Below are 22,075 nucleotides of genomic sequence, written 5' to 3'. Positions count from 1 at the left end.
AAAAGCCGTCGGATTCGACGGCTTTTTTCGTTCTAGCCTTGCTGTGTCTGGCGGCGGCGTTCCTGGCGTTTGCGCCAGCTGCGCTGCACCCACCAGCGCCAGTACAACATGGTCAGCACGTAACCGAGTGCGGCGAGAATCAGGCCGGATACGAACGAGCCCAGCAGCAGCGGTTTCCACAGCAACGACAGTTCGGCGGTGATCCACTCCAGGCTGAGGTGGCTGGGCATGCGCACGGCGGGTGAGTTGCTCAGCCAGGCGCCGAATTTGTAGGTGCAGTAGAACACCGGTGGCATGGTGATCGGGTTGGTCAGCCAGACCAGGCCAATGGAGATCGGCAAGTTGGCGCGCAACGGGATGGCTACTGCGGCGGCGGCCAGCATCTGCATGGGCATGGGGATCATCGCCCAGAACAGGCCGATGGCCATGCCACGGGCTACCGAGTGACGGTTTAGATGCCAGAGATTGGGGTCGTGAATCAGTTTGCCGAGAAAGCGCAGGGACTTGTTACCCTTGATGCTGTCAGGGTTTGGCATGTAGCGCTTGAATAAACGACGCGGCATGAAGAGTCTCTGGGCAGGCAAAAAGCGCCGATATTATGCACGGAATCACCATCGCCAGCGCTTTCATATTGTGACCAGAGGTGAGTATTGGATCTGCTCACCAGCAGGGAGGAGTCATGCGGACAGGGATGTTGGCGCTGGCCTTGGGCCTGCTCACTTTGCGCTTTCTGCCAAGCCTGCCGCCGACGTGGCTGCTCCTGGCGGCCGCCTGCATCGGCCTGGCATTGCTGTTCTCACGGCTCTTTGCGCTGGGCTTTTTTGTGCTGGGATTGGCCTGGGCCTGCAGTTCGGCGCAATCGGCGCTGGATGATCGCCTCGATCCGCAGCTCGATGGCCGTACGCTGTGGCTGGAGGGACGGGTGGTCGGGCTGCCGGAGGTGTCCGCTGGTGTAGTGCGCTTTCAGTTCGAAGAGGCGCACTCGCGGCGCGCCGAGTTGCCGAAAAGAATGCGCCTGGCCTGGTACGGCGGGCCCGTGGTGCAGGGCGGCGAGCGCTGGCGTGTCGCGGTCAACCTGAAGCGCCCGCATGGCCTGGTGAACCCTCAGAGCTTCGATTACGAAGCCTGGCTGCTGGCTCAGCGCATTGGCGCCACGGGGACGATCAAGTCGGGTGAGCGTCTGGCCGCGGCGACGGGATTCGGCAGTTGGCGCGACAGTCTGCGTCAGCATCTGCTGGCCGTGCCGGCATTCCAGCGCCAAGGCGCCATTGCCGCGCTGGTACTTGGGGATGGATCCGGTCTGAGTACGAATGACTGGCGTCTGCTGCAGCACACCGGCACGGTCCATCTGATGGTCATTTCCGGGCAGCACATCGCGCTGCTGGCAGGTTTTCTCTATGGGCTGGTGGCATTGCTGGCCAGAGTCGGCGCCTGGCCGGCGCGTCTGCCATGGTTGCCCTGCGCCTGTGCGCTGGCCTTGAGCGGGGCCTTGGTCTATGGACTGCTGGCTGGTTTCGAGGTGCCGGTGCGCCGGGCCTGCGTGATGGTCGCGCTGGTACTGCTCTGGCGCATGCGCTTTCGTCATCTGGGCGCCTGGTGGCCACTGCTATTGGCCTTGCTTGTGGTGCTGCTGCTGGAGCCGCTGGCATCCTTGCAGCCGGGTTTCTGGTTGTCGTTCTCGGCGGTGGCGATTCTTGCCCTGGTGTTCGGCGGCCGGCTGGGCGCCTGGGGTTGGTGGCGTGGGCTGACGCGTGCGCAGTGGACCATGGCGATTGGCCTGTTGCCGATGATGCTGATTCTGGGTTTGCCGGTGAGCAGCAGCGGGCCGCTGGCCAATCTTATTGCCGTACCCTGGGTGGGACTGGTTGTGGTGCCGCTGGCGCTGCTGGGGACGCTGCTGTTGCCCGTGCCGCTGGTGGGCGAGGGGCTTCTGTGGCTGGCCGGCGGTGCGCTGTACCTGCTCTTCGAGTTGCTGGCTATCATCGCCGCTTGGCTGCCCGCCTGGTTACCGAGCAACCTGCCGCTGTGGGCCTGGTTGTTGGCCGCGTCGGGAGCGTTGCTGCTTCTGCTACCGGCCGGGGTGCCGCTGCGTCTGCCAGGCATTGCGCTGCTGTTGCCTGCATTGTTCCTGCCCGCCCAGCAGCTCAATGATGGGCGGGCCGATGTCTGGGTGCTGGACGTAGGGCAGGGACTGGCAGTGCTGGTGCGCACCCGCGAACACGCCTTGTTGTACGACGCGGGGCCGCGCTTTGGTGATTTCGACACCGGCGAGCGTATCGTCCTGCCTTCCTTGCGCGCACTCAATCTGCGACGTCTCGACCTGATGCTGCTCAGCCACGCCGACAATGATCACGCTGGCGGTGCAGCTGCGATCAAGGCTGCAATGCCGGTCGCCCGGGTGATCAGCGGAGAGCCGCAGCGGCTGGATGCGACGCTTGGCGCCGAAGCCTGCGAGTCGGCGCCGTCCTGGCAGTGGAATGGCGTGATGTTCCGCGTGTGGCAGTGGGAGCAGGGCAGAACCGGCAACCAGCGCTCCTGCGTGCTGCAGATCGATGCGGCGGGCGAGCGGCTGTTACTGACCGGGGATATCGACGTCCAGGCCGAGCGTGCGCTGCTGCAGGACGATTTCCCGCTGGCCTCGCGCTGGCTGCTGGCGCCGCATCACGGCAGTCGTACGTCATCGAGTCAGGCCTTCATCGATGCCGTCGCGGCGCAGCATGTGCTGATCACTCGCAGTCGCCACAATGCGTTCGGTCATCCCCATCCGCAGGTGCTGGCGCGCTACCAGGGTGCAGGCGTCGAAGTGCATGACACTGCATTGCGCGGCGCCCTGCATATTCGCCTGGGCGAGCAGGCCGCACCGCGTGGGTTGCGAAGCGAGCCACGTTTCTGGCGGGAAAAATGAGAACAGCAGCGGTCGGCGGGCGTTGCGCCCTATGCTAGAGTGGCGCCACTTTTTTGAGGGGGAATCTCTACCGTGTGGGAACTGGTCAAAGCTGGCGGCTGGATGATGCTGCCGATCATTCTCTGTTCCATTGTCGCGGCCGGTATCGTTGCCGAGCGCCTGTGGACCCTGCGGCCCGCCCGCGTTACCCCGGCCAATCTGCTGGCTCAGGTGTGGCGCTGGATCAAGGACAAGAAGCTCAACAACCAGAAACTCAAGGAACTGCGTGAGCATTCGCCACTCGGGCAGATCCTCGCGGCTGGCCTGGCCAACTCCAAGCATGGTCGCGAGATCATGAAAGAGTGCATCGAAGAGGCCGCGGCACGCGTCATCCATGACCTGGAACGCTACCTCAATGCCCTTGGCACCATTGCCGGCATCGCGCCGTTACTGGGCCTGCTCGGCACCGTCCTGGGCATGATCGAGATCTTCAGCTCCTTCATGGGCTCGGGCATGGCCAATGCGCCGGTGCTCGCCGGCGGTATCTCCAAGGCGCTGATCACCACGGCTGCCGGCCTGATGGTGGCGATCCCGGCACTGTTCTTCCATCGTTACCTGCAGCGTCGTGTCGACGAGTTGGTCGTGGGCATGGAGCAGGAGGCGATCAAGCTGGTGGAGATGGTACAGGGTGATCGCGACGTCGACCTGGGTGAGGGCAAGGCGTGAAATTCCGGCGCAAACCGCGGGAGAACGTCGAGATCAACCTGGCCCCGTTGATCGACGTGGTGTTCATCCTGCTCCTGTTTTTCGTGGTCACCACCACCTTCACCCGTGAAACCCAGCTCAAGGTCGACTTGCCCGAGGCTGCCAGCGGTACGCCGCCCGAGCAGACCGAGCTCAAGCAGGTCGAGGTGATAATTGGCGCCGACGGGGCTTATTCGGTGAACGGCAAGGCGCTGCTGGAGAGCAATCTGAGCAATCTGATGGCTGCACTGCAGAAGGAATCCGCTGGCGACAACAGTCTGCCGCTGATCATCAGTGCCGATGGCAAGACGCCGCACCAGTCGGTGATCACCGCCATGGATGCTGCCGGCAAGCTGGGCTTCGCGCACCTGCGCATCACCACGGTGGAAGCACAGGAAAGTCCGTAAGTGAGCGCTGCCGATCGCCTGCTCGAGGCCTGGTATCGCGGCCACCCGGCGCTGTCGTTGCTGCGCCCGCTGGAGTGGCTGTATCGCCGCGTGGTGCAGGCCAAGCGCGCGCGTTTCCTGGCTGGCGAGGGCGATATCTATCGTGCGCCGGTGCCGGTGCTGGTGGTGGGCAACATCACCGTCGGCGGTACCGGCAAGACGCCGCTGATCCTCTTTCTAATCGAACACTGCCGCGCCCGTGGCCTGAGGGTTGGCGTGGTCAGCCGTGGCTATGGTGCTACGCCGCCGAGCCTGCCATGGCGCGTGCGGGCCGAGCAGCCAGCCGCGCAGGGCGGTGACGAGCCGCTGCTGATCGTCCAGCGCAGCGGCGTGCCGCTGATGATCGACCCGGATCGCAGCCGCGCCGTGCGTGCGTTGCTGGCCGAGGAACCATTGGACCTGATCCTCTGCGACGACGGTCTGCAGCACTACCGTCTGGCGCGTGATCTGGAGCTGGTGCTGGTCGACGCTGCGCGCGGTCTGGGTAATCGCCGCTGCCTGCCGGCTGGGCCTTTGCGCGAGCCGGCCGAGCGCCTCGACGAGGTGGATGCCGTGCTGTTCAACGGCGCCGAGGCCGATCGCGCAGGCGGCTACGCCTTTCGCCTGCAACCGACTGCGCTGGTCAACCTGGCCAGTGGCGAGCGCGTCGGCCTGGATCACTTCCCGCCTGGCCAGCGCGTGCATGCCGTCGCCGGTATTGGCAACCCGCAACGTTTCTTCAATACCCTCGAAGCGCTAAACTGGCGGCCGGTTCCGCACCCCTTTGCCGACCATGCCCAGTACGATGCCGCGCGGCTCAGTTTCGAGCCGCCGCTGCCACTGCTGATGACGGAAAAGGATGCGGTGAAATGCCGGGCCTTCGCTGCCGCCGACTGGTGGTACCTAGCCGTCGACGCCGTGCCTACGCCGGCTTTCGTCGATTGGCTGGATGTGCAGCTGACCCGCCTCATACCGGGGTCTTGATGACCCCATCAAGGACTCCGCCATGGACCTTAAACTGCTCGACATCCTCGCCTGCCCGATCTGCAAGGGCCCGCTGCAGCTTTCCGAAGACAAGACCGAACTGATCAGCAAGGGGGCCGGCGTGGCTTACCCGATTCGCGATGGCATTCCGGTGATGCTGGAAAGCGAAGCGCGCACGCTGAACACCGATGAGCGTCTGGACAAGTAAATGAGCGCAGCCTTCACCGTCGTCATTCCCGCCCGTTACGCCTCCACCCGTCTGCCCGGCAAGCCGCTGCAGGACATCGCAGGCAAGCCCATGGTGCAGCACGTCTGGGAGCAAGCGAAGAAGAGTTCGGCCCAGCGCGTGGTGGTCGCCACCGATGACGCGCGCATCGTCGAAGCCTGCCAGGCCTTTGGTGCCGAGGTGCTGCTGACCCGCGAGGATCACAACTCCGGCACCGATCGCCTGGCTGAAGTCGCCACCCAGCTCGGTTTGCCGGCCGATGCCATCGTGGTCAACGTGCAGGGCGACGAACCGCTGATTCCGCCTGTGATAATCGATCAGGTGGCCGCCAACCTGGCGGCCAACCCGCAGGCCGGGATCGCCACGTTGGCCGAGCCCATCGAGGACGTCGCCGCGCTGTTCAACCCCAATGTGGTCAAGGTGGTTGCCGACAAGAACGGCCTGGCCCTGACCTTCAGTCGCGCGCCGCTGGCCTGGGCTCGCGATGCCTTCGCCAAGAGCCGTGAGGTGCTGCCGCAAGGCGTGCCGTATCGTCGTCACATCGGTATCTACGCCTACCGCGCCGGCTTCCTGCATGACTTCGTCGCCTGGGGCCCGTGCTGGCTGGAAGACACCGAATGCCTGGAGCAACTGCGCGCGCTGTACAACGGCGTGCGCATCCACGTTGCCGACGCCATCGAAGCGCCGGCTGCCGGGGTGGATACCGCCGAGGACCTGGAACGGGTTCGCCACCTGCTGGGGGCCTGATGAAGGTTCTTTTCGTCTGCCTGGGCAATATCTGCCGCTCGCCCACCGCCGAGGGCGTCTTCCGCCACAAGCTGCGCGCGGCCGGCCTGGAGGATCGTGTGCAGGTCGACTCTGCCGGGACCGGCGACTGGCACGTCGGCAAAGCGCCGGACAGCCGCACGCGGCAGGCTGCGTTGCGCCGCGGCTATGACCTGTCGGCGCAGCGTGCGCGTCAGGTCGAGGTCACCGACTTTCAGCGCTTCGACCTGATCCTGGCCATGGATCAGAGCAACCTGCGCAACCTCCAGGCATTGCGCCCGGCGAATGCCCGCGCCGATCTTGACCTGTACCTGCGCCGCTATGAGCTGGCGTTGGATGAGGTGCCTGATCCTTACTACGGCGGCGAAGACGGCTTCGAGCAGGTGCTGGATCTGATCGAGCAAGCCAGCGATGCGCTGCTGGTGGAAATCAAGGGGCGCCTGTGAGCCTGAATCTGCAGAATGACGTTTCGCTCAAGGCCTTCAACAGCTTTGGCGTGGATGTGCGTGCACGGCTGTTCGCCGAGGCGCATGACGATGGTGATGTACGTGAGGCCCTGAGTCTGGCGCTGCAGCAAGGTCTGCCGTTGCTGGTGATCGGCGGCGGCAGCAACCTGCTGCTCACCCGTGATGTCGAGGCGCTGGTGCTGCGCATGGCCAGTCGCGGCATTCGTATCCTCAGTGAGGATGGCGACCAGGTGCTGGTTGAGGCCGAAGCCGGCGAGCCCTGGCATCCCTTCGTGCAGTGGAGCCTGGCGCAGGGCCTGAGCGGCCTGGAAAACCTCAGCCTGATACCCGGGACCGTCGGCGCCGCGCCGATGCAGAACATCGGCGCCTACGGGGTGGAGATCAAGGATCTGTTCGCCGGCCTGACTGCGTTGGATCGGCAGACCGGCGAGCTGCGCGACTTTGGCCTGGAGGCGTGCGCCTTCGCCTATCGCGACAGCCTGTTCAAGCGTGAAGCCGGACGCTGGCTCATCCTGCGCGTGCGTTTCCGTTTGAGCCGCCTGGCTTCGTTGCGTCTGGATTATGGTCCGGTGCGTCAGCGTCTCGTGGAAATGGGTATCGAAGCGCCGACTGCGTCCGATGTCAGTCAGGCCATCTGCGCCATCCGCAGCGAAAAGCTGCCCAATCCGGTGGAGCTGGGCAATGCCGGCAGCTTCTTCAAGAACCCGGTGGTGGCGTTCGAACTGGCGGAGCGTATCCGCGCCGAGCATGCTGACCTGGTCAGCTATCCGGCAGGCGACGGCCTGGTCAAGCTGGCGGCGGGGTGGTTGATCGAGCGGGCAGGGTGGAAGGGCTTTCGCGACGGCGATGCCGGTGTGCATCGTTTGCAAGCGCTGGTGCTGGTTAACTACGGCCGGGCAACGGGGGCGCAGCTGCTGCAGCTTGCGCAGCGCATCCAGGCCGATGTGCTAGCGCGTTTTGGCGTGGAGCTGGAGATCGAGCCCAACGTTCTCTAAGGCTTGCTCGTGTAGAAACGGGCTGTTCAGAGCCTGCGCATGCGTCACCACCACAAAAAGCGGAAATGAAAAAGGGGATGCCTAGGCATCCCCTTTTTGCTGACCGCAGAATGATCAAACCTGAGGTTTGATCTCCTCTTTCTCGGCCTGTGCTTCTTCTTCCGGCTGCGCTTGCTCTACCGCTTCGCTCGCATTCTGCTCGCTGGCATCAGGGCTTTGCTCGGCAGCTTGCTCAGCGGCAGGGGCGGTTTCGACAGCGACGGTTTCAGCCTCTGCCGGAGCGCTTTGCTCCACGACCGGCGCAGCTTCTTCCACGGCCGGCGCTGCAGCTGCAGCTTCGGCGGCTTCGCGGGCCAGACGCTCAGCTTCGCGCTTGCGGCGACGCACTTCACGCGGATCGTTCGGCGCGCGGCCAGAGGCAGTGACCGGAGCCGCCGTGGCGGCAGGCGCTTCCTCTGCAGGCGCTGGAGCAGGCTCCTGAGCGACTTCTACAGCCGGTTCGGCTTGCACGACCGCTTCTGCGGCAGGCTCTTGCACGTCAGCAGGGGCTTCGGCAGTGGCGACAGGCTCTGCCTCGACCACGTTCTCTGCGACCGGAGCGGCCTCGACCACTTCACTCACGGTAGTCTCGGCTTGTGCCTCGACCGGTTGAGCGACAGGGGCTTCTTCAGCCTGAGCAGCCGGTGTTTCGGTGGCCGGCGCTTCGCTGGCAACGCTTTCGCTGCTGTCGACGCTTTCTGCAACCACGGCGGCAGCAGTGGCTACGGCAGCCGGAGCCGCGGCTTGCGCTTCGTTACCTGCAGCTTCACTGTTCTCGGCGCTTTCGATCAGGTTGCCATCGGCATCGCGCTGACGTTCGCGACGGTTGCTGCGACGGCGCTGGCCACGCGAACGGCGGCGCGGACGCTCGCCATCGTTGTTGTCCTGCTCATCGTCCTGCAGTTGCTCCTCGTTCGGCAGGGCTTCGTCCTGCACGGCTTCGGCCTGCTCAGCGCGTGGCTGACGCTCTTCGCGCGGCGGACGCTGACGCTCCTGGCGCTCGCCACGTGGCTGGCGCTCGGCGCGCTCTTCACGTTGCTCGTTAGCGGCAGCATCCAGCGGCTCGCGCAGTTCACGTACGCGCTCTTCACGCGGTGCACGCTCTTCGCGCGGCTTGCGCTCGCGGCGGTTTTCCTGGCCTTCACGCGGCTCGCGTGGGGCGCGTTCTTCACGCGGAGCACGCTCTTCGCGAGGCTGGCGCTCTTCGCGCGGTTCACGAGGCTGACGTTCTTCACGCGGGGCGCGTTCTTCACGAGGCTTGCGCTCTTCGTCGCGACGACCACCACGATTGCGGCTCTGCTGGCGACCATTGCGGCGCTCTTCGCGCGGCGGACGCTCGCTGCTCTTCTTCTCGACGACTGCTGGCTGGGCTTCTTCTTCCTTGCCGGCGAACAGGCTGACCAGCGACTTGACCAGGCCCTTGAACAGGCTCGGCTCAGGCGCCTTGGTCGGGGCCAGTGGTGCCGGTTGCGGCTCGGCAGCGACCGGCGCGCTGCTGCGCGGTGCAGCCTTGATCGCGGCTTCCTGGCGAACCAGGGTGCGCGTGGCGGCCGCCGGCTGGGCAGTTGCTTCTTCGGTTTCGGCAGTCGCGGCGATTTCGTAGCTGGTCTGGCCACTCAGCGCTTCCGGGCTGTCGTCACGCAGGCGCTGGACTTCGAAGTGCGGGGTTTCCAGGTGATCGTTCGGCAGGATCACGATACGCGCACGGGTGCGCAGTTCGATCTTGGTGATCGAGTTGCGTTTCTCGTTGAGCAGGAAGGCAGCGACCGGGATCGGTACCTGGGCACGCACTTCGGCGGTGCGATCCTTCAGCGCTTCTTCTTCGATCAGGCGCAGGATGGCCAGCGACAGGGATTCGACGTCGCGGATGATGCCTTGGCCGTTGCAGCGCGGGCAGACGATGCCGCTGGTCTCGCCGAGCGACGGACGCAGGCGCTGACGGGACATTTCCAGCAGGCCGAAGCGCGAGATGCGACCGACCTGAACGCGGGCACGGTCGGCTTCCAGTGCTTCACGCACCTTCTCTTCGACGGCGCGCTGGTTCTTCGCCGGGGTCATGTCGATGAAGTCGATGACGATCAGGCCGCCGATGTCACGCAGACGCAGTTGGCGGGCGATTTCCTCGGCCGCTTCCAGGTTGGTCTGCAGGGCGGTTTCTTCGATGTCGCTGCCTTTGGTGGCGCGCGCCGAGTTGATGTCGATGGAAACCAGGGCTTCGGTCGGGTCGATGACGATGGAGCCGCCGGACGGCAGCTTCACTTCACGTTGGAAGGCGGTTTCGATCTGGCTTTCGATCTGGAAGCGGTTGAACAGCGGCACGCTGTCTTCGTACAGCTTGATCTTGCTGGCGTACTGCGGCATCACCTGCTGGATGAAGCTCAGGGCTTCTTCCTGGGCTTCGACGCTGTCGACCAGCACTTCGCCGATGTCCTGGCGCAGGTAGTCGCGGATGGCGCGGATGATGACGTTGGATTCCTGGTAGATCAGGAACGGGGCAGGGCGGCTGGTGGAGGCTTCCTTGATGGCGCTCCACAGTTGCAGCAGGTAATCGAGGTCCCACTGCATTTCTTCGCTGGAGCGGCCCAGGCCGGCAGTGCGCACGATCAGGCCCATGTCGGCCGGAGCGTTGAGGCCATTCAGCGCTTCACGCAGTTCGTTGCGCTCTTCGCCTTCGATGCGGCGGCTGATGCCACCAGCACGCGGGTTGTTCGGCATCAGCACCAGATAACGACCGGCCAGGCTGATGAAGGTGGTCAGGGCGGCGCCCTTGTTGCCGCGCTCCTCTTTCTCGACCTGGACGATGACTTCCTGGCCTTCCTTGAGCACGTCCTTGATGTTGACGCGGCCGCCTTCGGGGGCTTTGGAGAAGTATTCGCGGGAGATTTCTTTGAGGGGGAGGAAGCCGTGGCGTTCGGAACCGAAATCGACGAAAGCGGCTTCAAGGCTGGGTTCAACGCGGGTGATGCGGCCTTTGTAGATGTTGGCCTTTTTCTGTTCGCGGGCGCCGGACTCGATGTCCAGGTCGTAGAGTTTTTGGCCATCTACCAGGGCAACACGCAACTCTTCGGGCTGAGTTGCGTTAATTAGCATTCTTTTCATGTGGTACCAATGGGTTCCGGGCTAGCGGAAGCCACGTTAGGCACACACGACTCTCAGGGTCGGTGTCAGGCGCGTCAGAAACGGTCGTAAATCGTTCCACTGTCTAGCGACGGTCAGCCAATATCGGCTGCGGTCGCGACGGACGTCTCCTGCTTGCTGTGGTGACAGAAAGCACTCAGTCAGGAGGAGGAATCAACTGGCGGTAGCGGACGAGATAAGGCGTCTTTGATCAAGCGATGTGCTACGCAGTCCGACAGTTGTACATCTCCACCCTACACGTATCGCTGAAAATCGGGTGCCGCGCGCGGATTCCGCAGCGGTTGTCATTTACCGCGACCGCCCGGCGGGCGAATCGCGCATCATACTCAAGGCTTTATTTCCGAAGTCTTCGTGGCCTTTTGCGGCCTTTCTAACCTGAAGAATCCGTCGGACGGCCTCACGTCCCAATAGGTTTGCGCGGGCAGGGGATGGCAAGTTTGGCAATCATCCGCAAGCCAGTCCGCTTTTGGCGGCGTTCGCGACTATAGCAGCAATGATTAAGTGCTTCAATTCCATAAAAAATTGTTATGATTGCGCGATGACTACTCCTGCCTCTCCAACCTCCGGCGTTCAGCTGATCGAGGTTGCACCGGAACTCGCCGGCCAACGCATCGACAACTTCCTCAGGACACAGCTCAAGGGCGTGCCCAAGACCCTGATTTACCGCATTCTGCGCAAGGGTGAAGTGCGTGTTAACAAGGGGCGCATCAAGCCCGAGTACAAGCTTCAGGCCGGCGACATCGTGCGCGTGCCACCGCTGCGCCTGGCCGAGCGCGATGAGCCCGAACCGCTCGCGCAGGGGCTGCTCGAGCGCCTCGAAGCGGCCATCGTCTTCGAGGACAAGGCGCTGATCGTGCTGAACAAACCGGCTGGCATCGCCGTGCACGGCGGCAGTGGCCTGAACTACGGAGTGATCGAGGCGTTCCGCCAGTTGCGCCCCGATGCCAAGGATCTGGAGCTGGTGCACCGTCTGGACCGCGATACGTCGGGCCTGCTGATGATCGCCAAGAAACGCAGCATGCTGCGTCATCTGCATGAGGCGCTGCGCGGTGACGGTGTCGACAAGCGTTACATGGCGCTGGTGCGCGGCCATTGGGCGACGGCCAAGAAGCAGGTCAATGCGCCGCTGCAGAAGAGCAACCTGCGCTCTGGTGAGCGCATGGTCGAGGTCGATGATCAGGGTAAGGAGGCGCTGACGCTGTTCCGCGTGCTGCGCCGCTTCGGCGAGTTCGCCACCCTGGTCGAGGCCAAGCCGGTCACCGGGCGCACCCACCAGATTCGCGTGCATGCCAAGCATGCCGGGCACTCCATTGCGGGTGACTCCAAGTACGGCGATGACGAATTCACCCGTGAGATTCGCGAGCTGGGCGGCAAGCGTCTGTTCCTGCATGCCTATGAGCTGCATGTGCCGTTGCCCGATGGTGGTGTGCTGAAGCTCGAGGCGCCGGTGGACGATATGTGGGCCAGGACCCTGGAGCGCTTGAGTGCCTGACTATCAGCTGCTGATCTTCGATTGGGATGGCACGCTGGTTGACTCCATCGGCCGCATCGTCGAGGCCATGCATCGCGCTGCTGACGTGGCGGGTGTGCCGCGCTGCAGTGATGGTGCAGTGCGCGGCATCATCGGTCTGGAGCTGGGCGTGGCGATTCGCACACTCTATCCGGAACTCGACGAAGCGCCGCGCATCGAAACCATCCGCCGTGCCTACAGTGAGCAGTATCTGGCGCTGGAGACCGAGCCGTCGCCGCTGTTCGAAGGCGTGCGCGAGTCGCTCGAAGTCTTTCGTGAGCAGGGCTATCGTCTTGCGGTAGCGACCGGCAAGGGGCGCAAAGGGCTGCATCGGGTGCTGGCTGACAAGGGTTGGCTGGATTACTTCGATATCACCCGTTGCGCTGACGAGACGGCGAGCAAACCGGATCCTTTGATGCTGCACGAGATTCTCGCGCATTGCCGCATGCCGCCCGAGCGGGCACTGATGGTGGGGGATTCCACCTTCGACCTGCTGATGGCGCGCAACGCCGGTATGGATGCGGTAGCGGTCGGCTTTGGTGCGCAGCCGCTGTCGGTGCTGCGCGAGTGTTCGCCGCGTTTGGCGATCAACGAATTCAATGAGCTGCGTGCGTGGCTGGAAGGCCGTCACGCGCAGCATCTAATCGGGGAGAGAGAACATGTCGGATGAGTGGAAGTCATCGTCTTCGTCGGGCGAGGATGCCAAAAGCTGGAAGCTGCTGGAGAAGGCGCTGCTGTCCAGTGTTCAGGAGCAGCGTCGTTCGCGCCGCTGGGGCATTTTCTTCAAGTTGTTGACCTTTATCTATCTGTTCGGTGCGCTGGCGCTGGTGCTGCCGATGCTCGACCTGAAGTCGGCCTCGACCACTACCGCGCATACGGCGCTGATCGAAATTCGCGGGATGATCGCCGATCGCGAGGAGGCCAGTGCCGACAAGGTGGTGAGCAGTCTGCGTGCCGCCTTCGAGGACGCCAACACCAAAGGTGTGATCCTGCGCATCAACAGTCCGGGTGGCAGTCCGGTGCAGTCCGGTTACATCTATGACGAGATTCGTCGTTTGCGCGCCGAGTATCCGCAGACCAAGGTCTATGCGGTGATCAGTGATTTGGGCGCTTCCGGTGCTTATTACATCGCCAGTGCGGCCGATGAAATCTATGCCGACAAGGCCAGTCTGGTTGGCTCCATCGGTGTCACGGCCGCCAGCTTCGGCTTTGTCGAGACCATGCAGAAGCTGGGTGTCGAGCGCCGCGTTTACACCTCGGGTGAGCACAAGGCCTTCCTCGATCCGTTCCAGCCACAGAAGGAAGAGGAAACCCGCTTCTGGAAAACCGTGCTGGACACCACTCATCGCCAGTTCATCGATAGCGTGAAGAAGGGGCGCGGTGATCGTCTCAAGGCTGACGAGCATCCCGAGTTGTTTTCAGGTCTGGTCTGGTCCGGTGAGCAGGCGCTGCAGTTGGGCTTGATCGATGCGCTGGGTAGCGCCAGCTATGTGGCGCGTGAGGTGATCGGCGAGAAGGAGATGGTCGATTACACGCAGCGTGACACGCCGTTCGATCGTTTCGCCAAGCGCCTGGGTACCAGTGTGGCGGATCGCATTGCGCTGTGGATGGGCTTTCAGGGGCCAACGCTGCGCTGATGTCCAGACAAGGCCCGCGCAGCGGGCCTTGTTCGTTGATGGCTCAGGGAATCTCGACGCCTTCGTTCAGCAGCATGTCCACCAGGCGAATCAGTGGTAGGCCGACCAGGCTGGTCGCGTCCTCGCCTTCGGTGCTGCGGAACAGGCTGATGCCCAAACCTTCGGACTTGAAGCTGCCGGCGCAGTCGAATGGCTGCTCGCGCTGCAGGTAGCGCAGGATCTGCGTGTCGCTCAGCGGGCGAAAATGCACGGTGAAGGGCACGCAGTCTACCTGGCAGTTGCCGTTACTGGCGTTGAGCAGCGCCAGGCCGGTCAGGAAGGTAACGCTGCTGCCGCTGGCGGCGCGCAGTTGCTGCTGGGCTCTCGGCAGGTCGTGGGGCTTGCCGAGTATCTGTCCGTCGCCGAGCACCGCAACCTGGTCCGAGCCGATGATCAGGTGGTCGGTGTGGCTGGCGGCCAGGGCGCGGGCTTTTTCTTCGGCCAGGCGTTTGACCAGGTCGATGGCAGCTTCGCCGCTCTGGCGGGTTTCGTCGATGCTCGGCGATTGCCAGGTGAAGGGTAGTTGCAGGCGTTCGAGCAGCTCGCGGCGGTAGGGTGAGCTGGAGGCGAGCAGCAGCGCGGACATGTTCTCTTCCTTTATATGGGTAGGCGGGCAATTCTACTGATCGCCAGTGCTTGAGGGCACCTCTAAACGTAGGCGACGACTGCGGGGTGCAGGAGTAGGGCGAAGCAAGAGGCCCGAGCCGAGGCGGCCAGTGCTATGCCGATGGTGGCCCCACAAAAGCAGGCGAAGAGGCGCAGTTTACCTGTTGTAGATGAGCCTTTGATTCGCTTCGCTCACCCCCCCCCTTTCGGGGTCGTGCTAAGGCGCGTTCAATCCTCGGTTGCGGGCCTGTTTTTAACGCCGCGATGGCAGCGCAGGTAGTTTTTCGAGCGGCCCTTGAATACAGGCTGAATTTCCTTTGACACGGACAGGGTGCATCCCTAGAATGCTGCGCCTATGTTGAATGGGCCGATTCCACCTCACGTTGATCCGCGCAAGCTCGCCGACCGCGAAGCTACCCTCGAAGGGCAGCTCGATCTGGCCAGCCTGCCGCGTCTCTGCGACCCGCTTGCCGATACGGCAGGTCAGGTGCAGGCGAAGTTTCACTTCGCCCGTGATGAGCAGAAAACTGTGGTTATCCGCAGTGAGCTCGAGGTTGAGGTCAAAATGGTCTGCCAGCGTTGTCTGGAGCTGGTCGCGCTACCCATCCGCAGCGAATGTGAATACGCCGTGGTCCGGGTTGGAGCGAACACTCAGTCCTTGCCGAAGGGCTACGACGTGCTGGAAGTGGGTGAAGAGCCGCTGGAGCTGTTTGGTCTGGTCGAGGATGAATTACTTCTCGCCCTGCCGATCGTTCCTGCTCATGCCCCAGGTGATTGCCAGCAGCCGGACGGTCTCGATGAGCCCGAGCCGGGCGAGGACGAGGTATCGCGGTCCAACCCGTTCAGTGTATTGGCGCAGTTAAAGCGTGACCCAAACGTTTAGGAGTTAATGAGTTATGGCTGTTCAGCAGAACAAAAAATCCCGTTCCGCCCGCGACATGCGTCGTTCGCACGACGCTCTCGAGGCCAGCACCCTGTCCGTAGAGAAGAGCACCGGTGAAGTTCACCTGCGCCACCACGTTTCTCCGGAAGGCGTTTACCGCGGTCGCAAAGTGATCGACAAGGGCGCTGACGAGTAATCCTTGTCCGCCTCGATCATCGCGATTGATGCAATGGGTGGGGACTTCGGTCCCCACTGCATTGTCCCGGCCTGCATTTCTGCGTTGGCCGAATTCCCCTCGCTGCACCTGGCCCTCGTCGGTCAAGCTCCCCTCATCGAAGAACAGCTCGCTCGCCAGTCCGGCGTCGATCGCTCGCGTCTGCAGGTTCATCACGCCAGTGAAGTGATCGGCATGGACGAACGTCCGGCCCAGGCGCTGCGTGGCAAGCCAGATGCTTCGATGCGCGTGGCGCTGGAGTTGGTGCGTCAGCGTCAGGCGCATGCCTGTGTCAGTGCGGGCAATACCGGCGCGCTGATGGCGCTCTCGCGTTATGTGCTGAAGACGCTGCCGGGCATCGATCGGCCGGCGATGGTCAGCCCGATTCCCACCGAGCGCGGTCACTGCTACCTGCTGGACCTGGGCGCCAATGTCGATTGCAGCGCCGAGCATCTCTATCAGTTCGCGATCATGGGCGCCGTGGCGGCCGAGACGCTGGGTGTGTCTTGGCCACGCGTCGCCTTGCTCAATGTCGGCACCGAAGACATCAAGGGCAATCAGCAGGTCAAGCTGGCGGCCAACATGCTGCAGCAGGCGCATGGGCTGAACTTCATCGGCTACATAGAGGGCGATGGCATGTATCGCGGCGAAGCCGATGTCGTGGTATGCGACGGTTTCGTGGGCAATATCCTGCTCAAATCCAGCGAGGGCCTGGCCAAAATGATCACCGGGCGGGTCGAGACGCTGTTCAGCGACGGGTTGTTCGCTCAGGCGATTGGTGCCCTGGCGATGCCGCTCTTGCGTCGCCTCAAGGCCGACCTGGCGCCGGCGAGGCACAATGGCGCGAGCTTCCTCGGTCTGCAGGGCATCGTGGTCAAGAGCCATGGCGCGGCAGGGCAGGAGAGTTTTCAGAGTGCCATTCGCTGCGCGTTGCGCGAAGTGCAGGAAAATCTGCCGCAGCGACTGCATGGTCGCCTTGAGGATCTGTTGCTGTAAACTCGTCACGTTTTCAGGGCGCTGGCTGCGACGGAATGTGACCGCGGCACGCTGCCTGTCATCCAACTGTCAGTTTGCTGCGCCAGGCTCGCCTGGCGCTGGTTTTTCGACTCAAGGGACTTATTCATGTCTGCATCCCTCGCATTCGTCTTCCCCGGTCAGGGTTCGCAAGCCCTGGCCATGCTCGCCGATCACGGCGCCCAGCAGAAGCTGGTGCTCGATACGTTTGGCGAAGCTTCCGAAGCGCTCGGCTACGACCTCTGGGCGCTGACCCAGCAGGGCCCGGAAGAGCAACTGAACCAGACCGACAAGACCCAGCCGGCCATTCTCACTGCCTCCATCGCCCTGTGGCGTCTGTGGCAGGCCGAGGCTGGTGCCAAGCCAGCGTTCGTCGCAGGTCACAGCCTGGGTGAATACTCCGCGCTGGTCGCCGCTGGCAGCATCGCTTTCGCTGATGCCGTGAAGCTGGTTGAACGTCGCGGTCAATTGATGCAGCAGGCCGTTCCGGCCGGGCAGGGCGGCATGGCCGCCATTCTCGGCCTGGAAGACGCCGACGTGCTGGCCGCCTGCGCCGAAGCGGCGCAGGGCGATGTGGTCAGTGCGGTGAACTTCAACGCACCTGGTCAGGTAGTGATCGCCGGTAGCGCCGCTGCTGTCGAGCGCGCCATCGAGGTGTGCAAGGCCCGTGGCGCCAAGCGTGCCATGGCGCTGCCAGTCAGCGTGCCGTCGCATTGCGCGCTGATGAAGCCGGCTGCCGAGCGTTTTGCCGAGTCGGTGGAAGCGCTGAGCTGGCAGGCACCGCAGATTCCGCTGGTGCAGAACGTCAGCGCGGCCGTGGTATCTGATCTGGCTACGCTGAAAGCCGACCTGCTGGCGCAGCTGTACAGCCCGGTGCGCTGGGTCGAGTCCATGGTGCGTCTGTCCGAGCAAGGCGTGACCGAGCTGGTCGAGTGCGGCCCGGGCAAGGTGCTGAGCGGTCTGAACAAGCGCTGCGTCAAAGGCATCAACACATACAACCTGGATACCCCCGATGCTTTCGCCGCTGCTCGCGCTGCGTTGGCTTGAGAAAGGAGAACGAACATGAGTCTGCAAGGTAAGGTCGCGCTGGTTACTGGCGCCAGCCGTGGTATCGGTCAGGCAATCGCCCTGGAACTGGGTCGTCAGGGCGCTATCGTGATTGGCACCGCTACCAGTGCCTCGGGTGCCGAGCGCATTGCCGAAACCCTCAAGGCCAATGGCGTCGAAGGCGCCGGTCTGGTGCTCGACGTGAGCAACGACGAATCGGTTGCCACCACCCTCGAACACATTCAGCAACATCTTGGTCAGCCGCTGATCCTGGTCAATAACGCCGGTATCACCCGCGATAATCTGATGCTGCGCATGAAGGATGACGAGTGGCATGATGTCATCAACACCAACCTGAACAGCCTCTACCGTCTGTCCAAGGCTGTGCTGCGTGGCATGACCAAAGCGCGTTTCGGGCGCATCATCAACATCGGCTCCGTCGTTGGGGCCATGGGTAATGCTGGTCAGGTCAACTACGCTGCTGCCAAGGCCGGCCTGGAAGGCTTCAGCCGCGCTCTGGCGCGTGAAGTGGGTTCGCGCGGTATCACGGTCAACTCGGTGGCGCCTGGTTTCATCGACACCGATATGACCCGTGAGCTGCCGGAAGGCCAGCGCGATGCGTTGCTGACGCAGATTCCGCTGGGTCGTCTGGGTCAGGCTGAAGAGATCGCCAAGGTAGTCGGTTTCCTGGCTTCCGATGGCGCTGGTTACGTCACTGGGGCTACTATCCCGGTGAACGGCGGTATGTACATGAGCTAAAAAGGGCGCCTCTGAATGTTCGGAGGCACTCGAATGTGACGCGAGCCATCAGAAAACTGTCATAGTGGCTGTCTAAAATCCGTTATAAAGCTGCAACAGGTTTATAGACAGATCGTTGAAGTGTTCCTGGGGGCTCCCCGGCATTCAGCTTGAAATGCTAAAAACCCTTTCTATACACTTGGCCGCTACCAGCTGCCTGGATTTGTCCAATAGGAGTGAAAACAAGGTATGAGCACCATCGAAGAACGCGTCAAGAAAATCGTTGCTGAGCAACTTGGCGTCAAGGAAGAGGAAGTCACCAACAGCGCTTCCTTCGTTGAAGACCTGGGTGCCGACTCTCTTGACACCGTTGAGCTGGTGATGGCTCTCGAGGAAGAATTCGAGACCGAGATCCCGGACGAGCAAGCTGAGAAGATCACCACCGTTCAGGAAGCGATCGACTACGTGACTGCCCACGCGCAATAAGTCACCGTCAGCTTTCTGACTGAGAAAAGCCGCACTCCCCTAATCAGGCGTGCGGCTTTTCTTTACGTGCAGGGCGCATGTCGCGCCTGAGTAGAACAAGAGGAGATTGCTGTGTCGCGTAGACGCGTCGTGGTTACCGGTATGGGCATGTTGTCGCCGCTGGGTAACGATGTGCCGAGCAGCTGGCAGGGCATTTTGGCCGGGCGCAGTGGCATCGGTCTGATCGAGCATATGGACCTGTCCGCCTACTCCACCCGTTTTGGCGGATCGCTCAAGGGCTTCAACGTCGAGGAATATCTGTCCGCCAAAGAGGCGCGCAAGCTCGACCTGTTCATCCAGTATGGTCTTGCTGCCAGCTTCCAGGCTGTGCGTGATTCCGGGCTGGAAATCACCGACGCCAATCGTGAGCGGATCGGTGTGGTCATGGGCTCCGGCATCGGCGGCCTGACCAATATCGAGAACAACTGCAAATCGTTGCATGAGCAGGGGCCGCGACGCATTTCGCCGTTCTTCGTGCCAGGCTCGATCATCAACATGATTTCCGGCTTCCTGTCGATCCACCTGGGTCTGCAGGGGCCGAACTATGCCATTGCCACGGCGTGCACCACCGGCACGCATTGCATTGGCATGGCCGCGCGCAACATTGCCTACGGCGAAGCCGATGTGATGGTTGCAGGCGGCGCCGAGATGGCAGCCTGCGGCCTGGGTATGGGCGGCTTCGGTGCCGCACGTGCGCTGTCGACGCGCAACGACGAGCCGACCAAGGCCAGCCGTCCGTGGGACAAGGGCCGTGACGGCTTCGTGCTGTCCGACGGCTCCGGTGCCCTGGTGCTGGAAGAGCTGGAGCACGCCAAGGCGCGTGGCGCCACCATCTACGCCGAGCTGATCGGCTTTGGCATGAGTGGCGATGCCTTCCACATGACCTCGCCACCCGAAGATGGTGCGGGGGCAGCGCGCTGCATGTCGGCGGCCCTGCGTGATGCAGGCATCAATGCCGATCAGGTGCAGTACATCAACGCGCACGGCACCTCGACCTCTGCCGGCGACAAAGCTGAAGTCGCAGCGGTGAAAAGCGTGTTCGGTGATCACGCCCACAAGCTGTCGGTCAGCTCGACCAAGTCCATGACCGGTCACCTGCTCGGTGCTGCGGGCGCGGTGGAAGCGATCTTCTGCGTGCTGGCGCTGCGTGATCAGGTCGCACCGCCGACCATCAACCTGGACGAGCCAGACGAAGGCTGCGACCTGGACTTCGTGGCGCACCAGGCCAAGGCCATGCCGATCGAAATCGCCCTGTCGAACTCCTTTGGTTTTGGTGGCACCAACGGCTCGCTGCTGTTCCGTCGGTATCACGGTTGATGCTGAGCTGGGTCAACGGCGCGCCCGGCGAGCAGTTGTCGGTTCGTGACCGTGGCCTGGCTTACGGCGATGGTCTGTTCGAGACCATCGCCGTGCGTGGCGGGCGCATCCCGCTACTGGCGCGGCATATGACGCGCCTGGCCGATGGTTGTCGGCGGTTGTCCATCCCTCTCGATCTGCTCCTCATGGAGCGTGAGCTGCAGGCGTTCGCCCAGCAGGTGGGTGAGGGTGTGGCCAAACTCATCGTCACCCGCGGCGAGGGGCAGCGCGGCTATGCGCCACCACAACCCTGTCAGCCACTGCGCATCCTGCAGGCCGCAGCGGCGCCGCAGTACCCCGTTGCCCATGCCGAACAGGGCGTGCGTCTATTTCCCTGCGTCACTCGTTTGGCCGAGCAGCCGGCGCTGGCCGGGCTCAAGCACCTCAATCGACTGGAGCAGGTGTTGGCGCGCGCCGAGTGGCAGGACGCCGAGTACGCCGAGGGCCTGATGCGGGACAGCAGTGGGCGGGTCATCGAGGGCGTTTACAGCAATCTGTTTCTCGTCGTCGACGCTGGGCTGGTGACGGCCGATCTGTCGCGCTGTGGCGTGGCCGGGGTGATGCGAGCCGAGATCCTGCAGCAGGCGCGGGTGCTCGGGTTGTCCATCGAGTTACGCGATATTTCCCTCGACGAACTGCTGGATGCCGATGAAGTCTTTCTCTGCAACAGCCTTTACGGCATCTGGCCTGTACGGGCGCTGCAAGAGCGACACTGGTCGGTCGGGCCGCTCACCCGTAAACTGCAGGCCATCGTCTGCGACCTACTGAGTAAATAACTGGTGCTACGCAAGATCTTGGTGCTGCTCGAGTGCGGCGTGCTACTGGCTGCGCTGCTGGTAGTCGTTGCCGCCTGGCAACAGCAGAGGGCGCTCGAACAGCCCCTGCATCTGAATGAAGAAATGCTTCTGGAGGTGCCCTCTGGCGCGACCCCGAGCGGGTTGCTCAATCGCCTCGAAGCGCAGGGCGTGATCGACAACGCCTTCTGGTTGCGTCTTTACTGGCGTTTCAATCTGCGTGGTCCGGCCATGCACAGCGGCGAATATCGCCTGCTTCCACAGCAGACTGCGCGAGACATGCTTGGCCTGTGGCAACGTGGCGAGGTGGTGCAGTACAGCCTGACGCTGGTCGAGGGCTGGAATTTCCGGCAGGTACGTGCGGCCCTGGGACGCCAGGAGCGTCTGGAGCAGCGTCTGGCCGATCTCACCGATGCCCAGTTGATGGAGCGTCTGGGCATGGCCGGGCAGAATCCGGAGGGGCGTTTCTTTCCCGATACCTATCGCTACGTGCGTGGCATGAGCGACGAGGACCTGCTCAGGAAGGCCAGCGCGCGCCTGGAAAGCGTACTGGACGAAGAGTGGCAGCAGCGTGCCGAGGGCTTGCCGTATCGCGAGCCCTACGATGCGCTGATCATGGCCTCGATGATCGAGAAGGAAACCGGCGTGCCCGAGGAGCGTGGCGAAATCGCCGGTGTATTCGTCCGTCGTCTGCGCATGGGCATGCGCCTGCAGACCGACCCGACGGTGATCTACGGTATGGGCGAGCGCTACAACGGCCGCATCACCCGTGCCGACCTGCGTACGCCGACGCCCTATAACACCTACACCATCGACGGCATGCCGCCGACGCCCATCGCCATGGTCGGCCGCGAGGCGATCAACGCCGCGCTCAACCCGCTCGATGGCCGCTCTCTGTATTTCGTCGCGCGAGGTGACGGTAGCCACGTGTTCTCCAACACCCTGGCCGAGCACAATCGCGCGGTGCGCGAGTATCAGCTCAAGCGTCGCGCCGACTACCGCTCCAGCCCCGCGCCGCGCGCGGCGGCCGAAACTGAATAAGGGC

General features: G+C 63.2%; 23 protein-coding genes. 20 read left to right on the top strand and 3 right to left on the bottom strand.

Going from position 1 to position 22,075, the window contains the following annotated elements; translation table 11 throughout:
* Positions 1–32 precede the first annotated feature (32 nt).
* Complete coding sequence (locus ACN8M7_RS15275) at positions 33–563, bottom strand: DUF2062 domain-containing protein (RefSeq protein ID WP_061240333.1); 531 nt, start codon at positions 561–563, stop codon at positions 33–35.
* A 116-nt stretch (positions 564–679) separates the two neighbouring features.
* Between ACN8M7_RS15275 and ACN8M7_RS15270 the strand changes: the two genes are divergently transcribed.
* From ACN8M7_RS15270 to murB, 8 genes are all read left to right on the top strand, one after another.
* Positions 680–2,905 (top strand): DNA internalization-related competence protein ComEC/Rec2, encoded by a 2,226-nt coding sequence (locus tag ACN8M7_RS15270; RefSeq protein WP_490261303.1) that lies wholly within the window; start codon positions 680–682, stop codon positions 2,903–2,905.
* A gap of 72 nt (positions 2,906–2,977) precedes the next feature.
* Complete coding sequence (locus ACN8M7_RS15265; RefSeq protein WP_061240335.1) at positions 2,978–3,610, top strand: MotA/TolQ/ExbB proton channel family protein; 633 nt, start codon at positions 2,978–2,980, stop codon at positions 3,608–3,610.
* A complete protein-coding gene (locus ACN8M7_RS15260) occupies positions 3,607–4,035 on the top strand; it encodes an ExbD/TolR family protein (protein WP_490261302.1) in 429 nt (142 codons plus the stop codon). Before ACN8M7_RS15265 ends, ACN8M7_RS15260 begins: the two co-directional genes overlap by 4 nt.
* Positions 4,036–5,037 carry a tetraacyldisaccharide 4'-kinase gene (gene lpxK / locus ACN8M7_RS15255; protein WP_490261301.1) on the top strand — a complete coding sequence of 334 codons (1,002 nt, stop codon included), beginning with the start codon at positions 4,036–4,038 and terminating at the stop codon, positions 5,035–5,037. It abuts the gene before it with no gap.
* A gap of 22 nt (positions 5,038–5,059) precedes the next feature.
* Complete coding sequence (locus tag ACN8M7_RS15250) at positions 5,060–5,245, top strand: Trm112 family protein (protein ID WP_013714804.1); 186 nt, start codon at positions 5,060–5,062, stop codon at positions 5,243–5,245.
* Positions 5,246–6,010, top strand: coding sequence for a 3-deoxy-manno-octulosonate cytidylyltransferase (kdsB, locus tag ACN8M7_RS15245; RefSeq protein WP_490261300.1), 765 nt, complete (start codon positions 5,246–5,248; stop codon positions 6,008–6,010). It begins immediately after the preceding gene.
* Entirely contained in the window at positions 6,010–6,474 is a 465-nt protein-coding gene (locus ACN8M7_RS15240; RefSeq protein WP_490261299.1) for a low molecular weight protein-tyrosine-phosphatase, read from the top strand. The genes kdsB and ACN8M7_RS15240 overlap by 1 nt, the downstream gene beginning before the upstream one ends.
* Positions 6,471–7,490: a UDP-N-acetylmuramate dehydrogenase gene (murB, locus tag ACN8M7_RS15235; protein ID WP_490261298.1), complete on the top strand. Its 1,020-nt coding sequence runs from the start codon at positions 6,471–6,473 to the stop codon at positions 7,488–7,490. Before ACN8M7_RS15240 ends, murB begins: the two co-directional genes overlap by 4 nt.
* Before the next feature lie 114 nt (positions 7,491–7,604).
* Here the strand turns inward: murB and rne are convergent, their stop codons facing one another.
* Complete coding sequence (gene rne / locus ACN8M7_RS15230) at positions 7,605–10,628, bottom strand: ribonuclease E (protein WP_490261297.1); 3,024 nt, start codon at positions 10,626–10,628, stop codon at positions 7,605–7,607.
* Between the two features lie 577 nt (positions 10,629–11,205).
* Here rne and rluC point away from each other — a divergent pair.
* Genes rluC through sppA form a run of 3 tightly spaced genes read left to right on the top strand, consistent with a single transcriptional unit; the run spans position 11,206 to position 13,814 of the window.
* A complete protein-coding gene (gene rluC / locus ACN8M7_RS15225) occupies positions 11,206–12,159 on the top strand; it encodes a 23S rRNA pseudouridine(955/2504/2580) synthase RluC (RefSeq protein ID WP_490261296.1) in 954 nt (317 codons plus the stop codon).
* Entirely contained in the window at positions 12,152–12,847 is a 696-nt protein-coding gene (locus tag ACN8M7_RS15220) for an HAD-IA family hydrolase (RefSeq protein WP_490261295.1), read from the top strand. The genes rluC and ACN8M7_RS15220 overlap by 8 nt, the downstream gene beginning before the upstream one ends.
* Positions 12,837–13,814 carry a signal peptide peptidase SppA gene (gene sppA, locus ACN8M7_RS15215; RefSeq protein ID WP_490261294.1) on the top strand — a complete coding sequence of 326 codons (978 nt, stop codon included), beginning with the start codon at positions 12,837–12,839 and terminating at the stop codon, positions 13,812–13,814. The genes ACN8M7_RS15220 and sppA overlap by 11 nt, the downstream gene beginning before the upstream one ends.
* A gap of 43 nt (positions 13,815–13,857) precedes the next feature.
* Here sppA and ACN8M7_RS15210 read toward each other — a convergent pair whose 3' ends face one another.
* Entirely contained in the window at positions 13,858–14,439 is a 582-nt protein-coding gene (locus tag ACN8M7_RS15210) for a Maf family protein (protein WP_490261293.1), read from the bottom strand.
* A gap of 375 nt (positions 14,440–14,814) precedes the next feature.
* On the opposite strand from ACN8M7_RS15210, the gene ACN8M7_RS15205 reads away from it, so the two are divergent.
* The 9 genes from ACN8M7_RS15205 to mltG all read left to right on the top strand — a co-directional run bounded on the left by ACN8M7_RS15205 (position 14,815) and on the right by mltG (position 22,071).
* The gene (locus tag ACN8M7_RS15205) at positions 14,815–15,342 is read left to right on the top strand and encodes a YceD family protein (protein ID WP_061240346.1); all 528 of its coding nucleotides are present in this window, start codon (positions 14,815–14,817) and stop codon (positions 15,340–15,342) included.
* A gap of 13 nt (positions 15,343–15,355) precedes the next feature.
* A complete protein-coding gene (gene rpmF / locus ACN8M7_RS15200; RefSeq protein ID WP_003245185.1) occupies positions 15,356–15,538 on the top strand; it encodes a 50S ribosomal protein L32 in 183 nt (60 codons plus the stop codon).
* 3 nt (positions 15,539–15,541) lie between these two features.
* Positions 15,542–16,552 (top strand): phosphate acyltransferase PlsX, encoded by a 1,011-nt coding sequence (gene plsX / locus ACN8M7_RS15195; RefSeq protein ID WP_082768082.1) that lies wholly within the window; start codon positions 15,542–15,544, stop codon positions 16,550–16,552.
* Positions 16,553–16,678: 126 nt separating this feature from the next.
* The gene (fabD, locus tag ACN8M7_RS15190) at positions 16,679–17,617 is read left to right on the top strand and encodes an ACP S-malonyltransferase (RefSeq protein WP_061240347.1); all 939 of its coding nucleotides are present in this window, start codon (positions 16,679–16,681) and stop codon (positions 17,615–17,617) included.
* A 15-nt stretch (positions 17,618–17,632) separates the two neighbouring features.
* Positions 17,633–18,376, top strand: coding sequence for a 3-oxoacyl-ACP reductase FabG (gene fabG, locus ACN8M7_RS15185; protein ID WP_003245179.1), 744 nt, complete (start codon positions 17,633–17,635; stop codon positions 18,374–18,376).
* A gap of 228 nt (positions 18,377–18,604) precedes the next feature.
* Positions 18,605–18,841 (top strand): acyl carrier protein, encoded by a 237-nt coding sequence (gene acpP / locus ACN8M7_RS15180; protein WP_003245177.1) that lies wholly within the window; start codon positions 18,605–18,607, stop codon positions 18,839–18,841.
* 111 nt (positions 18,842–18,952) lie between these two features.
* Complete coding sequence (fabF, locus tag ACN8M7_RS15175) at positions 18,953–20,197, top strand: beta-ketoacyl-ACP synthase II (RefSeq protein WP_061240348.1); 1,245 nt, start codon at positions 18,953–18,955, stop codon at positions 20,195–20,197.
* On the top strand, positions 20,197–21,012 hold the full coding sequence (gene pabC, locus ACN8M7_RS15170) for an aminodeoxychorismate lyase (RefSeq protein ID WP_490261292.1): 816 nt from the start codon (positions 20,197–20,199) through the stop codon (positions 21,010–21,012). Before fabF ends, pabC begins: the two co-directional genes overlap by 1 nt.
* Positions 21,013–21,015: 3 nt before the next feature.
* The gene (mltG, locus tag ACN8M7_RS15165) at positions 21,016–22,071 is read left to right on the top strand and encodes an endolytic transglycosylase MltG (RefSeq protein WP_061240350.1); all 1,056 of its coding nucleotides are present in this window, start codon (positions 21,016–21,018) and stop codon (positions 22,069–22,071) included.
* The last annotated feature ends 4 nt before the right edge of the window (positions 22,072–22,075 follow it).

This window comes from Pseudomonas spartinae (genome assembly GCF_965197125.1).
GTDB lineage: Bacteria > Pseudomonadota > Gammaproteobacteria > Pseudomonadales > Pseudomonadaceae > Aquipseudomonas > Aquipseudomonas composti_A.
The sequence above is the reverse complement of the archived record's forward strand: the minus strand, read 5'-3'. Positions and strand labels throughout refer to the sequence as shown.

Bases quoted from the DNA above. Each gene is read 5' to 3' on its own strand.
- ACN8M7_RS15210 (WP_490261293.1), bottom strand. From the start codon at position 14,439: ATGTCCGCGCTGCTGCTCGCCTCCAGCTCACCCTACCGCCGCGAGCTG.
- rluC (WP_490261296.1), top strand. From the start codon at position 11,206: ATGACTACTCCTGCCTCTCCAACCTCCGGCGTTCAGCTGATCGAGGTT.
- ACN8M7_RS15240 (WP_490261299.1), top strand. From the start codon at position 6,010: ATGAAGGTTCTTTTCGTCTGCCTGGGCAATATCTGCCGCTCGCCCACC.
- ACN8M7_RS15205 (WP_061240346.1), top strand. From the start codon at position 14,815: ATGTTGAATGGGCCGATTCCACCTCACGTTGATCCGCGCAAGCTCGCC.
- ACN8M7_RS15250 (WP_013714804.1), top strand. From the start codon at position 5,060: ATGGACCTTAAACTGCTCGACATCCTCGCCTGCCCGATCTGCAAGGGC.
- sppA (WP_490261294.1), top strand. From the start codon at position 12,837: ATGTCGGATGAGTGGAAGTCATCGTCTTCGTCGGGCGAGGATGCCAAA.
- pabC (WP_490261292.1), top strand. From the start codon at position 20,197: ATGCTGAGCTGGGTCAACGGCGCGCCCGGCGAGCAGTTGTCGGTTCGT.
- kdsB (WP_490261300.1), top strand. From the start codon at position 5,246: ATGAGCGCAGCCTTCACCGTCGTCATTCCCGCCCGTTACGCCTCCACC.
- fabG (WP_003245179.1), top strand. From the start codon at position 17,633: ATGAGTCTGCAAGGTAAGGTCGCGCTGGTTACTGGCGCCAGCCGTGGT.
- ACN8M7_RS15270 (WP_490261303.1), top strand. From the start codon at position 680: ATGCGGACAGGGATGTTGGCGCTGGCCTTGGGCCTGCTCACTTTGCGC.
- acpP (WP_003245177.1), top strand. From the start codon at position 18,605: ATGAGCACCATCGAAGAACGCGTCAAGAAAATCGTTGCTGAGCAACTT.
- ACN8M7_RS15275 (WP_061240333.1), bottom strand. From the start codon at position 563: ATGCCGCGTCGTTTATTCAAGCGCTACATGCCAAACCCTGACAGCATC.
- rne (WP_490261297.1), bottom strand. From the start codon at position 10,628: ATGAAAAGAATGCTAATTAACGCAACTCAGCCCGAAGAGTTGCGTGTT.
- rpmF (WP_003245185.1), top strand. From the start codon at position 15,356: ATGGCTGTTCAGCAGAACAAAAAATCCCGTTCCGCCCGCGACATGCGT.
- fabD (WP_061240347.1), top strand. From the start codon at position 16,679: ATGTCTGCATCCCTCGCATTCGTCTTCCCCGGTCAGGGTTCGCAAGCC.